Genomic DNA, 15,646 nt, shown 5'->3' with positions numbered 1-15,646 from the left:
GCCGCCCGCACCCGCGGTGCAGCGCATCCGACTGCGCTACACCAAGCGCGGCCGCCTCCGGTTCACCAGCCACCGTGACTTCCAGCGCGCCTTCGAGCGTGCGCTGCGCCGCGCCGAGGTGCCCATGGCGTACTCGGCGGGGTTCACACCGCATCCGAAGGTGTCGTACGCCAATGCCGCACCCACCGGCACGGGCAGTGAGGCGGAGTACCTGGAGATCGCGCTGACCGCGGCGCGGGACCCCGAACCCCTGCGCGTCCTCCTCGACGAGTCGCTGCCCACCGGGCTGGACATCGTCGACGCGGTCGAGGCACGGACCTCGGGACTCGCCGACCGGCTCACGGCCTCCGTGTGGGAGCTGCGGCTGGACGGCGTCGACCCGCTCGACGCCCGGCGCGCGGCCGCGGCCTTCATGAAGGCCGACGCCGTCGAGGTGCAGCGCATGACCAAGAACGGCGTCCGTACCTTCGACGCCCGCCCGGCGGTCGCGAACCTGGAAACGCGCAGTTCGCGGGCTGATGGGCCGACCGACCAGCCCTGTGCGATACTGCGGCTGGTTGTTCGGCACGTGACGCCTGCCGTACGACCCGACGACGTCCTGTCCGGTCTCCGCGCCGTGGCCGACCTGGCGCCGCCGGTCCCCGCAGCGGTGACCAGGCTGGCGCAGGGGCTGTTCGATGAAGAGACCGGCACGGTGACCGACCCGCTCGCGCCCGACCGCGAGGCAGCCGAGGCCCTGACGGCCGCACCGGCCGCCGCCGCGACGACGCCGACGCCGGAAGGTTCCGCGTAGGGACGGACGTCGTAGCGCCGCCCTCGGACTCGGGAGCCACCTGGGTCGGGCAGCGCACCGACCAGAAGACTTTCGCCAGGCCGTACCGACAAGGCGTACGGAACCGGCGAGACAGGACACAGAGTGCTCCCGTGCGGCGCCCGCGCCCCGGACGGCGGTCACCGCGCATCGCGCGGACCGCGGACGTCAACGGTGAACGGTCCCTCGGGACCGGCGCCGGACCAGGCGCGGCGCCCGGGAGCCTGACGGGAGAAACGCCCGCATGCTCGAACCGACCGAACCCAACGAGGGTTCCGAACTGAACACGCCGAGCGACACCCTGCCGCCGCGCAGGCGTCGCCGTGCCGCTTCCCGCCCGGCGGGCCCGCCCGGCGCGGCCGAGGCACCCGCCGAGGTCACCGTGCCGGCCATACCGGCCGCGGAAGTGGACGAGATCGCCGAGGCGGAGGACGTGGCGGCCCCCGCCGCGGCCGAGGAGCCCGCGCCCCCCGCGCGGACCCGCCGCCGGGCCACCCGTCGCGCCGCCGCGCCGGCCGGGGCACCGGCCGCCGCCGAGGCCGCCGAGACGGTCGTACCGGCCACCGAGGCCGCCGGTTCCACCGAGCCGGCCGAGGCCGTCGAGGACGCCGGCACCACCGAGGAACCCGCACCGCCGCGTACCCGCCGCCGGGCTACCCGCCGTGCGTCCGCGCCCGCCGGAGCCCCGGCCGAGACGGAGGCCGTGGTGCCCGCCGCCGAGACCCAGCCCGCCCAGACCGAGGCGAAGACGGAGGAGCCCGCGGAGTCCGAGGCCGCCGCCCCGGCCCGCCCGCGTCGCCGTGCCACCCGGCGCGCCGCCGCGCCCGCCGGTGAGCCGAAGGCCACCGAGACCCCCGAGGCCGCTCCGGCCGCCGCCGAGGCCGCCCCCGTCGCGGAGGCCCCGGCCGCCGCGGAGACTCCCGCCGCGACGGAGGAGGCCGCACCCGCCGGCCGTACCCGCCGCCGCGCCACCCGCCGCGCGTCCGCGCCCGCCGGTGCACCGGCCGCCGCCGAGACCGCCGAGACCGCCGAGGCCGCCGAGGCCGTCGTACCGGCCGCCGCCGCTCCCGCCCCCGAGGCGGAGGCCGCCGCGGAGGAGCCCACGGCCGCCCCGGCCGCCGAGGAGGCCGCTCCGCGCCGTACCCGCCGCCGCGCCACCCGCGGTGCCGCCGCGCCCGCCGCCGAGGAGGCCACCGCGACCGCCGAACCGCCCGCCGAGGAGACCAGGGCTCCCGAGGCGCCGAAGGCCCCCGCCGCCGAGACCCCCGCCGAGGAGGGCGGCCCGCGCCGCCGTCGCCGGGTCGTCCGGCAGGCCGCGACCGGATTCGCCGCGCCCGCGCGGACCGAGGCCGACGAGGCCGGGTCGCCGCGCCGCCCGGCCCGGCCCGCCGTCGCCGTGTTCCAGGCGCCGGTGTTCGCCGAGCCGCAGTTCCAGACCCCGCAGCGGGCCGCCGCTCAGGCCGCGGCCGAGGCCGCGGGCGCGGAGGAGCCCGAGGAGGAGACCGAGGCGTACCCGGAGGAGCGCGCCGAGGCCGGCGCCCGCCGTCGCCGTCGCCGCCGCGGTGCCGCCGCCGAGGAGACGCGGCCCGCCGAGGCCGAGGAGCCGGAGGAGGCCGAGGCGGCCGCCGAGGACCTCGCCGAGGGTGACGAGGGCGACGAGGCCGAGGGCTCCGAGGAGTCCGGTTCGCGCCGCCGCCGTCGCCGGGGCGGCCGTCGCCGTCGCCGTGGTGACGCCGCCGACGGCGAGGCCGGTGAGGGCGCGGACGCCGAGTCCGACGAACTGGCCGCCGAGCAGGCCGCGCAGGACGCCGAGGACACCGCCGAGCAGGAGGACGAGGACGCCGAGGAGGCCCGGGACGAGGAGTCCGGGGGCTCCAGCTCCAGCCGTCGTCGGCGCCGTCGCCGTCGCCGCGCCGGTGAGAGCGGCGGCGAGGCCGAGTCGGGCACCGACGACCCGGAGCGCACGGTCGTCAAGGTCCGCGAGCCCCGCAAGCCCGCCGAGCCGTCCGACGAGGTGCAGTCCATCAAGGGCTCGACCCGTCTGGAGGCCAAGAAGCAGCGCCGTCGCGAGGGCCGCGAGCAGGGCCGCCGGCGTGTCCCGATCATCACCGAGGCCGAGTTCCTGGCCCGCCGCGAGGCCGTCGAGCGTGTGATGGTCGTGCGCCAGCACGGCGAGCGCACCCAGATCGGCGTGCTCGAGGACGACGTGCTGGTCGAGCACTACGTCAACAAGGAGCAGTCGACCTCGTACGTCGGCAACGTCTACCTGGGCAAGGTCCAGAACGTGCTGCCGTCGATGGAGGCCGCCTTCATCGACATCGGCAAGGGCCGCAACGCCGTCCTGTACGCCGGTGAGGTCAACTTCGGGGCGCTCGGCATGGGCAACGGGCCGCGCCGGATCGAGGCCGCCCTCAAGTCCGGCCAGTCGGTGCTCGTCCAGGTGACGAAGGACCCCATCGGTCACAAGGGCGCCCGCCTGACCAGCCAGGTCTCCCTCCCGGGCCGCTACCTCGTGTACGTGCCCGAGGGCTCGATGACCGGCATCAGCCGCAAGCTGCCCGACACCGAGCGGGCCCGGCTGAAGACCATCCTCAAGAAGATCGTCCCCGAGGACGCGGGCGTCATCGTGCGCACCGCCGCCGAGGGCGCGAGCGAGGACGAGCTGCGCCGTGACGTCGAGCGGCTCCAGGCGCAGTGGGAGGAGATCCAGAAGAAGGCCAAGAGCGGCAACGCCCCGACGCTGCTCTACGGCGAGCCGGACATGACCGTCCGGGTCGTCCGCGACATCTTCAACGAGGACTTCTCCAAGGTCGTCGTCAGCGGCGACGAGGCGTGGCAGACCATCCACGGCTACGTGTCGCACGTGGCGCCCGACCTCGCCGAGCGGCTGTCGAAGTGGACCAGCGAGGTCGACGTCTTCGCCACCTACCGGATCGACGAGCAGCTCGCCAAGGCGCTGGACCGCAAGGTCTGGCTGCCGAGCGGTGGTTCGCTGGTGATCGACCGGACCGAGGCGATGGTCGTCGTCGACGTCAACACCGGCAAGTTCACCGGCCAGGGCGGCAACCTCGAGGAGACGGTCACCAGGAACAACCTGGAGGCGGCCGAGGAGATCGTGCGCCAGCTCCGGCTGCGCGACCTCGGCGGCATCATCGTCATCGACTTCATCGACATGGTGCTCGAGTCCAACCGGGACCTGGTGCTGCGGCGCCTGCTGGAGTGCCTGGGCCGGGACCGGACCAAGCACCAGGTCGCCGAGGTGACCTCGCTGGGCCTGGTGCAGATGACCCGCAAGCGGGTCGGCCAGGGCCTGCTGGAGTCGTTCTCCGAGACCTGCGTCCACTGCAACGGCCGCGGTGTCATCGTCCACATGGAGCAGCCGGTCGCGGCCGGAGGCGGCGGCGGTGGCGGCAAGCGCAAGAAGCGCGGCCGGGGCGGCGACGCGCAGGAGCACGTGCACGAGACCGCCGCCGTGGCGGTGGAGACCGGCGAGGCCGTCGAGCCCGAGGTGGAGACCGCCGTCGAGGTGGCCGCCGAGCTCGCCGAGCCCGTCGCGCTCCCCGGACCGGACTTCGCGCCGGACGAGGAGCTGTACAGCAGCGTCGCCGAGGCGGAGGCGGCCGCCGGCCGCGGCCGTTCCCGCCGCCGCGCGAGCCGCCGGGCCTCGGCACCGGCGGGTGCGCCGAAGGCGGAGAAGGCCCCGAAGGCGGAGAGGGCCGCGCAGGCCCCGGAGCCCGAGAAGGCCCCGAGCACGGAGGCGGCCGTGGCCGCCGCCGCGCCGACCGCCCAGGACGTCACCGCCGAGGAGGCGGCCGCGCGTCCGGTGCGGCCCGAGCCCGCCGCCGAGGCGCTGGCCGAGCCCATGGCCGCCGAGGACCAGACGGTTCCGGAGCCGAAGGCCGAGCCCGCCGCCGAGGAGGCCGCGCCCAAGGCCCGTACGCGTCGCCGGGCCACCCGGAAGGTGTCGGCGCCCGCCGGTTCCCCCGCGGGAGCCGAGGCCGCCGTGCTGACGGTGTCCGAGACCGCGCCCGCCGCCCCGGTGGAGCAGCCCGCCGCCGAGGCCCCGGCCCCGGCCGCGGAGGCGGAGAGCGCGGCCCCGGCCCGCCCGCGCCGCCGTGCCGTGCGCAAGGCCACCGCGCCGACCGCGTCCGAGGAGACGGCCGTGACGGTCGTCCCGTCGGCCGCGCCGGAGGAGACCCCGGCCGAGGTTCCGGTGACCGAGGCGCCGGCCGCCGAGGAGACCGTCGAGGAGGCGGTTCCGGCCAAGAAGGCGGCCCGCAAGACCGCCAAGAAGGCCACCGCGAAGAAGGCGGCCACCAAGAAGACCGCGGCCAAGAAGACGGCCGCCAAGAAGACGACGGCCAAGAAGGCGGCCAAGACCGTCAAGACGGCCGCCGCCAAGACGACGGCGAAGAAGACCACCACGGTCCCCGCCGGCGACGAGGGCTGACGCCCTCGGGTGTGGGGCCGGTCCACGTGACCGGCCCCACACCCGCCGGGCCCGGTTTGACCCCTTCGGCCGTGGCCCCGTAACCTTGACCGTCGGCGTGTCGACTGGCACGCCACATCCCCGTAAACCTCTTCCTCCCGGGTGCCTCGGTGGCCGGGAGAGGCTGTCCGTGTTCATGCCCGGCCGGCTGGACTGCGGGGGTGCCGTTCCCGAGCGAGAGAGTGAGATCCGCGTGTACGCCATCGTGCGCAGCGGTGGTCGCCAGCACAAGGTTGCTGTCGGCGACATCGTTGAGGTTGACAAGATTTCCACCGCCAAGGTTGGCGACACGGTCGAGCTCTCGACCCTGCTCGTTGTCGACGGCGACGCTGTGACCAGCGACCCGTGGGTGCTGGCCGGCATCAAGGTCCAGGCCGAGGTCGTGGACCACCACAAGGGCCAGAAGATCGACATTCTGCGCTACAAGAACAAGACGGGCTACCGCCGTCGCCAGGGCCACCGCCAGCAGTACACGGCGATCAAGGTCACTGAGATCCCCGCGGCTGCGAAGTAAGGGACTGAGGAGAAATGGCACACAAGAAGGGCGCATCGTCCACCCGGAACGGTCGCGACTCCAATGCCCAGCGGCTCGGCGTGAAGCGCTTCGGCGGTCAGGTCGTCAACGCTGGTGAGATCCTGGTCCGCCAGCGCGGCACCCACTTCCACCCGGGCGCCGGCGTCGGCCGTGGCGGCGACGACACGCTGTTCGCGCTGCAGCCGGGTGCGGTGGAGTTCGGTACCCACCGTGGCCGCAAGGTCGTGAACGTCGTTCCGGTCGCCTGACCCGAGCGTTCCGTTCGAACCTTTCGCGAGGCGGACCTCACTTCCCGGTCGGGAAGGCGGGTCCGCCTTTCGCGTGTTACGCAAGAGACATCACCGTAGTTCTGGAGGCATGAACCATGACCACCTTCGTGGACCGCGTCGAGCTGCATGTCGCCGCGGGTAACGGAGGCCACGGCTGTGCCTCCGTCCACCGTGAGAAGTTCAAGCCGCTCGGCGGCCCGGACGGCGGCAACGGCGGCCGTGGCGGCGACGTGATCCTGACTGTCGACCAGTCGGTCACCACGCTGCTCGACTACCACCACTCCCCGCACCGCAAGGCCACCAACGGCAAGCCCGGCGAGGGCGGCAACCGCTCCGGCAAGGACGGCCAGGACCTGGTCCTGCCCGTGCCGGACGGCACCGTCGTCCTGGACAAGGCCGGCAACGTGCTCGCCGACCTCGTCGGCCACGGCACCTCGTTCGTCGCGGCCCAGGGCGGCCGGGGCGGCCTCGGCAACGCGGCGCTGGCCTCCGCCCGCCGCAAGGCGCCCGGTTTCGCGCTGCTCGGCGAGCCCGGGGACCTCCAGGACATCGTCCTGGAGCTGAAGACGGTCGCGGACGTGGCCCTGGTCGGCTACCCGAGCGCGGGCAAGTCCTCGCTGATCTCGGTGCTCAGCGCGGCCAAGCCGAAGATCGCCGACTACCCGTTCACCACCCTGGTGCCCAACCTGGGTGTCGTCACGGCCGGTTCCACCGTCTACACCATCGCCGACGTGCCGGGCCTGATCCCGGGCGCCAGCCAGGGCAAGGGCCTCGGCCTTGAGTTCCTGCGCCACGTCGAGCGGTGCAGTGTGCTGGTGCACGTGCTGGACACCGCCACCCTGGAGTCCGACCGCGACCCGGTCTCCGACCTCGACATCATCGAGGAGGAGCTGAAGCAGTACGGCGGCCTCGACAACCGTCCCCGCATCGTCGTCCTGAACAAGGTCGACGTGCCCGACGGCAAGGACCTGGCCGAGATGGTCCGCCCCGACCTGGAGGAGCGCGGCTACCGCGTCTTCGAGGTGTCGGCGGTGGCGCACATCGGCCTGAAGGAGCTGACCTACGGGCTCGGCGAACTGGTCGCCGGCGCGCGGGCCGCTAAGCCGAAGGAGGAGGCGACGCGGATCGTCATCCGGCCCAAGGCCGTGGACGACGCGGGCTTCACCGTCACCCGCGAGGAGGTCGGCGGCGAGCCGCTGTTCCGGGTGCGCGGCGACAAGCCGGAGCGCTGGGTGCGGCAGACCGACTTCAACAACGACGAGGCCGTCGGCTATCTCGCCGACCGGCTGAACCGCCTCGGTGTCGAGGACCAGTTGATGAAGGCGGGCGCCCGCAACGGCGACGGCGTGGCCATCGGTCCCGAGGAGAACGCGGTCGTCTTCGACTGGGAGCCGACCGCCATGGCCGGCGCCGAGATGCTGGGCCGGCGCGGTGAGGACCACCGCTTCGACGCCGCCCGGCCGGCCGTCCAGCGGCGGCGCGACAAGCAGGCCGAGCGGGACGAGGCGCTGCGCGAGTACGACGAGTTCGACCCGTTCGAGTAGGACCGGGCGGACAGGGAGCGGTGAACGCCGGGAGAGGTCCCGGCGTCCGGCGGGGCGGACCCGGCGCTCCCGGGTGAGCCGGAACCGTGCGACCCGGAAGGGGACCGATGTCCCCTTCCGGGTCGCACGGTTTCCACGGCCGGCCTCGGCCGGGGACGTCCGAGCAGACGGCCGGGCCGCTGATCGGCGCCCCTCCGGAGGGCTCCGGCGCCGGTGCTCGGCACCGCGTTCGCGCGGACCGGGCGTACGGTCCCAACTCCACTGCTGAGCAATCTTTCTGACTCCCCGTGACCCGTCGCGGCATCACCACGTTCTCCACGTGGTCCCGGTGCCGTGGCGGGTCTTCTGTTGTCCGCCTACTTGTCACACATGCGCTTGCTGCCGTTCGGCGGCCGGGCCGTCCGGCCGTGGGAGCTTCCGAGGGTCCGCGAGTGAAGCCCAAGAGGCCCGTGTGGCAGGGGAGTCAGCCGAATGACCGGAGCAGCACCGCAGTCCGACCGCCGCCGCTTCCTGACCGCGGGTGCCGCCGTCCTCGGCGCCGCGGCCTCCGCCCAGCTCTGGCTGCCGGGCACCGCCCGCGCCGCCGGAAACCCGCTGCCCGACGGCCTGTTCACCCTCGGTGTCGCCTCCGGCGACCCGCTGCCCGACGGCGTCGTGCTGTGGACCCGGCTCGCCCCCGACCCGCTGAACGGCGGCGGGATGCCGGACGAGATCGTCCCGGTGGAGTGGGAACTCGCCGAGGACGAGCGGTTCCGCCGGACCGTCCGCCGGGGCACCGCCCAGGCCCGGCCCGAGTTCGGGCACAGCGTGCACGTGGACGTACGGGGGCTGCGCCCGGACCGCCGGTACTGGTACCGCTTCCGGGCGGGCGGACAGCTCTCGCCCTCCGGCCGGACCCGCACCGCGCCCCACCCGCACCAGCGGGGCGGCTCCCTGCGCGTCGCGCTCGCCTCCTGCCAGAACTGGCAGCACGGCTACTTCACGCCGTACGCCGACATGCTCGTCCAGGACCCGGACATCGTCCTCTTCGTCGGCGACTACATCTACGAGTCCACCCCGTCCGCGACGGCCGTACGGCGGCACGAGGGCACCGGGGAGCCGTACACCCTCACCGAGTACCGCAACCGCTACGCCCAGTACCGCACCGACCCCGACCTCGCCGCGATGCACGCGAACGCCCCCTGGGTGGTCACCTTCGACGACCACGAGGTCGACAACGACTACGCCGGCGAGGTCCCGCAGGACCCCGGCAAGCAGTCGCACGACGCGTTCACGTCCCGGCTGACCGCGGCGTACCAGGCCTACTACGAGCACATGCCGGTCCGCGCCACCGCCGTCCCGGACGGCCCGCACATCCAGATGTACCGCCGCCTGGACTTCGGCCGCCTGGCCCGGCTCAACGTCCTGGACACCCGGCAGTTCCGCAGTGACCAGGCCACGGGCCAGGCCGGTGCCGAGGACCCGTCGCTCACCATGCTCGGCGCCGGGCAGAAGCGGTGGCTGCTGGACGGGCTGCACGGCTCACCGGCCCGCTGGAACCTCGTCGCCTCGCAGATCATGATGGCCGAGACCGACCTGCTGCCCGGCGACGGCAAGCTCTGGTACTACGACGCCTGGGACGGCTACCAGGCCGAACGCAACTCCCTGCTGGAGGAGTTCGCCGCCGTGCGCAACCCGGTCGTGCTCAGCGGCGACCGGCACCTGACGATGATCAGCGATCTCAAGAAGGACTTCGCCGACCCCGGGTCCGCGGTCGTCGGCGCCGAGTTCGTCGGCACCTCCGTCTCCAGCAACGGCGACCAGGACCAGGCCGCCTTCCACGCCCAGTGGGACCCGCTGAAAGCGGACAACCCGCACTGGAAGGTGATCGACGCCCACCGCGGCTACCACCTCTTCGACATCGCCCGCGACGGTCTCGACGCCCAGGTGCGGACCGTCGACACGGTCCTGACGCCGAAGTCCGCCGCGAGCACCCTGGCGCGGCTGCGGGTGGAGGCGGACGAGCCCGGCGTGCGGACCGTGTGACGCGGCCCGCCCGCCGGCGAGGATCACCGCGACCGCCGAGGGCTGATGCGCATCTTCGGGACACTGCTCGGGCTGCCGGAGAATCCTCTGCGGCCGGTCCGGACACCGCGAATCGATCCCTTACCCTGCCCGAGACCGAAATGCTGCGGAATCTTGATGTCGAATTCCGCGGCAATGGGCTGCCCGGCGAGCTGTATTCCCGGCTGGTCCGCAACGGCGCCGTGACGCATATGAAGAACATGTGCGCTCCCACGCCCGCCGACGTGAGGAGCGCCACCCCCCGCCGGGCGGCCGAGGCGGCGGCCGCGATCGGCGCCTCGGCGGGGGAGCGGATCGGCGCGCTCGGCGCCCGGTTCCTCGGCGACCCGGGGCCGCTGTCCATGGTGCCCGAACAGCCGGTACCGTCCTCGCGGGCGGTGCGCACCGGACGCCGTCGAAGGAGCTCGTACGGGTCCTCGGCCACCGCTGTCCGAAACGGCTGTGGCGCCGCCGAACACCCCTCCCGCAGGGGTCTGTGAGGGGCCTGTGGACTTACTCACAGCAATTCCACGGAGGTTCACGGCGGCCCTCGCCCAATCACCTGGGGCGCAAGGTGAATGACAGGTGGCGCGCACATATGCATGGGACGTCACTCACCTTGCACAGCGGTTACCCGAAGTGGGACCATTTCGAACGTTCCCTGTCGCCCCAAGGTAGGTCAGCCTGTGTCACAGCACATAGCCAAGCCCCGAACCACCGCAGTCGTCCTGGCCGGTGGCACCGGTCAGCGGGTGGGTCTTTCGATCCCCAAGCAGCTGCTGAAGATCGCCGGCAAGGCAGTCATCGAGCACACGCTGAACACTTTCGAGAACGCCGACTCGATCGACGACATCATCGTGCTGATGGCGCCCGGTTATGTGCCGGACATCGAGAAGATCGTCGCCAAGGCCGGCTTCACCAAGGTCAAGAAGGTCATCGAGGGCGGCTCGACCCGGAACGAGACCACCGAGCGCGCGATTTCCGCCCTCGGTGAGGGCCTGGCCGAGGGCGAGGACGTCAACGTCCTCTTCCACGACGCCGTGCGCCCCCTGCTCTCGCAGCGCGTCATCGACGACTGCGTGACCGCGCTGGAGCGCTTCCAGGCCGTGGACGTGGCCATTCCGTCCGCGGACACCATCATCGTCACGCGCACGCACGGCGAGGACGGCGAGTTCATCACCGAGATCCCGGACCGCTCCCGGCTGCGCCGCGGCCAGACGCCGCAGGCGTTCAAGCTGTCCACGATCCGCCGCGCCTACGAGGTCGCCTCCGGTGACCCCAACTTCCAGGCCACGGACGACTGCTCCGTCGTGCTCAAGTACCTGCCGGACGTGCCGATCCACGTCGTCGCGGGTGACGAGTACAACATGAAGGTGACCCAGCCGGTCGACGTCTTCATCGCCGACAAGCTGTTCCAGCTGGCCTCGACGGCCGCCCCGGAGCAGAACGGCGAGGAGGCCTACCGCGAGCTGCTGACCGGCAAGACGGTCGTCATCTTCGGCGGCTCCTACGGCATCGGCAAGGACATCGCCGAACTCGCCGAGTCCTACGGCGCCTCCGTGTACGCGCTGGGCCGCTCCACCACCGGCACCCACGTGGAGAACCCGGAGGAGGTCGACGACGCGCTGTCCAAGGCGTACGCGGAGACCGGCCGGATCGACTACGTGGTCAACACCGCGGGCGTGCTGCGCATCGGCAAGCTCGCCGAGACCGACAACGCCACCATCGAGGAGGCGCTGAAGGTCAACTACCTGGCCCCGGTGCAGATCGCGCGCTCCTCCTACAAGTACCTGTCGGAGACCAAGGGCCAGCTGCTGCTCTACACCTCCAGCAGCTACACCCGCGGCCGCGCCGAGTACAGCCTGTACTCCTCCACCAAGGCCGCCATGGTGAACCTCACCCAGGCGCTGTCCGACGAGTGGGCGTCCGAGGGCATCCGCGTCAACTGCATCAACCCCGAGCGCACCGCGACCCCGATGCGCACCAAGGCGTTCGGCCAGGAGCCGGCCGGCTCGCTGCTCTCCTCCGAGGCGGTGGCCCGCACCTCCCTGGACGTGCTGCTGTCGGAGCTGACCGGCCACGTCATCGACGTCCGCCAGCAGGACCCGACCGCGGGCGCCGCCAAGGCCTCCGGTTTCGAGCAGGCTCTGGCCACGGTGCTGGACCGTCAGGACGGCGTGTAATAATCGCGGTAAATAGCTTTTGGGAATTCAGGCCTCTGCGCTCGCTCATTCACTGGGCGTCCACAGAGGCCTGAGTCCGTACACCTCTTGAATCGGTAAGGCCCGCGATCCCCGCTCGATTCCGGCAATACCGAACAAAACCGGCACTCCCCCCTCCCAGAGCAGGTTTCTCCGTGATATCCACCGCTATTCGCGTCGCCCGGGTGGGCAGCGCGGCCGAGCTGGCCGCGGCGGCCCTCATGATGCTGGGCTTCCCCTGCCTCATGCTGGCCGCGCTCCTCCCCAGCGTGTACGCCTTCGTGGTCGCGGCCGCCGTGACGTACCTGGCGGACCACTTTCTGCACCGCAAGGGCAGCTATCTGATCAACCGCCTGAGCAAGGTCCGGGCCGGCCTGTCGATCCGCTTCCTGATCCGGCAGCTGCTGCTCATCCTGCTGCTGGCCCGGATGTCCCTGGCGGACAACCTGGTCTTCTACGCCGCGGTCGCCTGTTTCATCGCCTTCTACGGTCTGCAGGCCCCCCACGGCGCGCTCGTGACGCTGATCCGCAACCGCCGCCGGATGCCGGTCGCCACCCGCAACATCGACCTGAAGTCCCGCATCCGCATCCCCGACGCGCCGCCGCGCCGCCTGCTGCACCGCTCCGCGGAGAAGATGCTGCACCTCGACCTGTTCGCGGTCGCCGGCCTCCTGGTCGCCGCCGCGCTGGACGACGCCCTCGCCGGCTTCGTCGGCGCCGGGGTCACCGTGGCCCTGGGCTGCCTCTACGTCGCGGTGCTGCTGCCGTACGTGCGCGGCCGGCGGACCCCGCCGAGGGCCGATGCCGTCCTCGCCGCCGTGGACGACTGGCTGGCCGCCTACAAGCCGGAGACGGTGCTCTACTTCTCCGGCTCCAAGGACTCCGCCTACCAGGTCAACATGTGGCTGGAGACGATGGAGCAGCTGGAGACCCGGCCGCTGATCATCCTCCGCGAGCGCGCCATCCTGAACAACCTCGCCCCCACCACCGTCCCCGTCATCTGCGTGCCCGGAGGGGTGCACCTGATGAACCTGGACCTGTCGACGGTGCGCGTCGCGCTCTACGCGGCCAACGTGGGCAAGAACATCCACCTGCTGCGCGTGCCCACCATGAAGCACGTCTTCATCGGCCACGGCGACAGCGACAAGCTGGCCAGCGTCAACCCGTACAGCAAGGTGTACGACGAGGTGTGGACCGCCGGCCGGGCCGGCCGCGACCGCTACGCCATCGCCGACGTCGGCGTCCGCGACGAGGACATCGTCGAGGTCGGCCGTCCGCAGCTCGCGCCGATCACCACCTGGCAGGGCGTGCCCGAGGGCCGCATCCCGACCGTGCTGTACGCCCCCACCTGGGAGGGCTGGGACGGCAACCCCGGCAACACCTCGATCGTGCTGGCCGGCGAGAACATCGTGCGCAAGCTGGTCGAGGCCGACCCGCCGGTGCGTGTCCTGTACAAGCCGCACCCCTTCACCGGGACTGTCAGCGCCCAGGCGGGCGCCGCGCACCGGCGCGTCACCGTCCTGGTCGAGCAGGCCGCCGCCGAGCGCGCCGCGGACTCCCGCTTCACCGCCGACACCGCCGCTCAGGAGCGGGCCCGGGCCGAGCTGGCCCGGATCGAGGCCCGCCTCGCCGAGCTGGCCGGCGCCGGCGGCGACAAGGGCGACGAGGCCGAGGCCACCCGCGACGGGATCGTCGACGTCGAGCGGCACCGGGAGATCGCCCGGCTGCGCGCCGAGTGGAACGCCGCCTACTGGGACTCCTTCCCGGCGTACGAGCACAAGGTCATCACCGGTGCCGAGCCGCGCCTGTACGACTGCTTCAACGTATCCGACGCGATGGTCTCCGACATCTCCTCGGTGGTCTCCGACTTCATCGCGAGCGGCAAGCCGTACGCGGTCACGGACTCCGGCGAGCTGGGCGTGGAGGAGTTCAAGCGCCAGAACACGGCCGTGCGCGCCGCGACGATCCTGTCCAACAGCGCGGCCGAGCTGGGCGGGCTGCTGGAGGCGGTCCGTGTCCCGTCCGCCGACCCGCTGGCCGGGGACCGCAAGGAGCTCAAGCAGTACCTGCTGGGCCCGGACGAGCCGAAGTCGATCGACCAGTTCAACACCGCGGTCGCCGACCTGGCGCTGAAGGCCGACACCCGCAACGTCGGCCAGCAGTCGCGGGTGGGGGCGGCCAACGTCGACCCCGCCGAGGCGGCCGAGCTGACCACCGCGCTGCCGGGCCAGCGCACGGCCTCCGCCGGTGAGACGGACGATGTGAACGCGGTCTGACGACCGAGCCGCCCGCAGGGCCGGTCCCCGGAGAACCCCGGGGACCGGCCCTTTTTCACGTCTCCCTTACCGCACCCCTGCCGCAAGGATGAGCAGCTCTTACCGGCCGTGCGTACCTTCGGTTGCGGCCGCCCCGCCCCGTGTGGCGTGCCTCACTCATCACTCGGCGTCAGGCAACCGCTTCCGACGGGACCCCGTCTAACAGGTTGCGAATGATGTGATTCGGGGGAAATGTTCTGTGACCAAGGGGGAACCGTGACCGTCGTGACGCAGCCTGATGTGACCGTGATCATCGGTGCGTACGAAGCGATGCCGTATCTGGTCGAGTGCCTGGCGTCGGTCGAGGCGCAGACCATCGGCCCGGACCGGATGGAGGTCATCGCGGTCGACGACGGCTCGACGGACGGCACGGGGGAGTACCTGGAGGAGTTCGCGGCCCGCGCCGGGATGCCGGTCACCGTCGTCCGCCAGGAGAACTCCGGCAGCCCCAGCGGCCCGCGCAACGTCGGCCTCGGCAAGGCGGCCGGACGCTACGTCTTCTTCCTCGACGCCGACGACCGGCTCGGGACCGAGGCCCTGGAACGCATGGTCGCCATGGCCGACCGGAACGGCACCGACGTCGTCCTCGGCCGGGTCGAGGGCGTCAACCGCACCCCGCCGAGGTCCATGTTCGGCCGGACCCTCGAACGGACCGACGTCTTCTCCTCCAACATCAAGTTCACGCTGAGCGCACAGAAACTGTTCCGTCGCGCACTGCTGGAGCGGCACGGCATGCGGTTCGACGAATCGCTGTGGACCGGCGAGGACGCGCTCTTCACCCTGGAGGCCTACCTCCGGGCGGACGGCGTCTCCGTGCTCGCCGATCACACCTGCTACTACCTGGTGGGCCGCGAGGACGGCAAGCACGTGACGAAGACCGGCAGCTACACGCTGCGCTTCGACTCCGCGCGCGCCCTGATGAAGCTGATCGCCGACATGGTCCCGGCCGGCCCCCGGCGCGACGACCTGATGGTCCGGCCCTTCCTGATCACCCTGCTGCCGCAGTTCGGGCCCAAGTTCCTCAAGGACACCGAGGAGGTCCGCCGGAACAAGCTCGAACTGGCGAAGCCGCTGATGGATGCCTACTGGACGCCGGGGGTGGCCCGCCGGCTGAAGGTCCACGAGCGGCTGCGGCTGCACCTGGTGGCGGAGCAGCGGACCGAGCCGCTGATCGAGGTGGTGGAGTTCGTACGGGCCGGGAAGCAGGCCGCCGCGCTGCTGGAGAAGCGCGGCACCCGCCTCTACCTCGCGTACCCGCACTTCCGTTCCGGGACGGAGGGCATCCCCGACGACGTGTATCTCGCCGAACCCCGTGAGGCCCGCGCCTTCCCGGGGTACCGCGAACCGGCCGCCCGCTCCCTCCCGCGCCGGGCGCTGCGCAGGATCAGGCGGCTGCTGCCGAGCGGCGGCGTCGGCGCGGCGGCGGCCTGACGACCGCC

10 protein-coding genes are annotated in these 15,646 nt (G+C 72.4%); all 10 read left to right on the top strand.

Features of this window, described 5'->3' with window-relative positions; genetic code table 11:
• Positions 1-16 precede the first annotated feature (16 nt).
• The 10 genes from ACWCPN_RS02010 to ACWCPN_RS01965 all read left to right on the top strand — a co-directional run bounded on the left by ACWCPN_RS02010 (position 17) and on the right by ACWCPN_RS01965 (position 15,638).
• Positions 17-793, top strand: a complete 777-nt coding sequence (locus ACWCPN_RS02010) for a TIGR03936 family radical SAM-associated protein (RefSeq protein ID WP_451201826.1) — start codon at positions 17-19, stop codon at positions 791-793.
• A 262-nt stretch (positions 794-1,055) separates the two neighbouring features.
• On the top strand, positions 1,056-5,261 hold the full coding sequence (locus ACWCPN_RS02005) for an Rne/Rng family ribonuclease (RefSeq protein WP_451201825.1): 4,206 nt from the start codon (positions 1,056-1,058) through the stop codon (positions 5,259-5,261).
• A 232-nt stretch (positions 5,262-5,493) separates the two neighbouring features.
• Entirely contained in the window at positions 5,494-5,814 is a 321-nt protein-coding gene (rplU, locus tag ACWCPN_RS02000) for a 50S ribosomal protein L21 (RefSeq protein ID WP_004931419.1), read from the top strand.
• A gap of 14 nt (positions 5,815-5,828) precedes the next feature.
• Positions 5,829-6,083, top strand: a complete 255-nt coding sequence (gene rpmA / locus ACWCPN_RS01995) for a 50S ribosomal protein L27 (RefSeq protein ID WP_018846648.1) — start codon at positions 5,829-5,831, stop codon at positions 6,081-6,083.
• 116 nt (positions 6,084-6,199) lie between these two features.
• Positions 6,200-7,648 carry a GTPase ObgE gene (gene obgE / locus ACWCPN_RS01990; RefSeq protein ID WP_451201824.1) on the top strand — a complete coding sequence of 483 codons (1,449 nt, stop codon included), beginning with the start codon at positions 6,200-6,202 and terminating at the stop codon, positions 7,646-7,648.
• A gap of 471 nt (positions 7,649-8,119) precedes the next feature.
• On the top strand, positions 8,120-9,673 hold the full coding sequence (locus ACWCPN_RS01985; RefSeq protein WP_451201822.1) for an alkaline phosphatase D family protein: 1,554 nt from the start codon (positions 8,120-8,122) through the stop codon (positions 9,671-9,673).
• Positions 9,674-9,813: 140 nt separating this feature from the next.
• Entirely contained in the window at positions 9,814-10,191 is a 378-nt protein-coding gene (locus ACWCPN_RS01980; RefSeq protein WP_451201821.1) for a hypothetical protein, read from the top strand.
• A 186-nt stretch (positions 10,192-10,377) separates the two neighbouring features.
• Positions 10,378-11,874, top strand: coding sequence for a D-ribitol-5-phosphate cytidylyltransferase (locus ACWCPN_RS01975; RefSeq protein WP_392291607.1), 1,497 nt, complete (start codon positions 10,378-10,380; stop codon positions 11,872-11,874).
• A 173-nt stretch (positions 11,875-12,047) separates the two neighbouring features.
• A complete protein-coding gene (locus ACWCPN_RS01970; protein WP_451201819.1) occupies positions 12,048-14,168 on the top strand; it encodes a hypothetical protein in 2,121 nt (706 codons plus the stop codon).
• Positions 14,169-14,399: 231 nt separating this feature from the next.
• Entirely contained in the window at positions 14,400-15,638 is a 1,239-nt protein-coding gene (locus ACWCPN_RS01965) for a glycosyltransferase family 2 protein (RefSeq protein WP_451201818.1), read from the top strand.
• Positions 15,639-15,646 lie beyond the last annotated feature (8 nt).

Source organism: Streptomyces sp. NPDC002386 (assembly GCF_053593175.1).
This window is presented reverse-complemented; position numbering and strand designations above follow the sequence as displayed.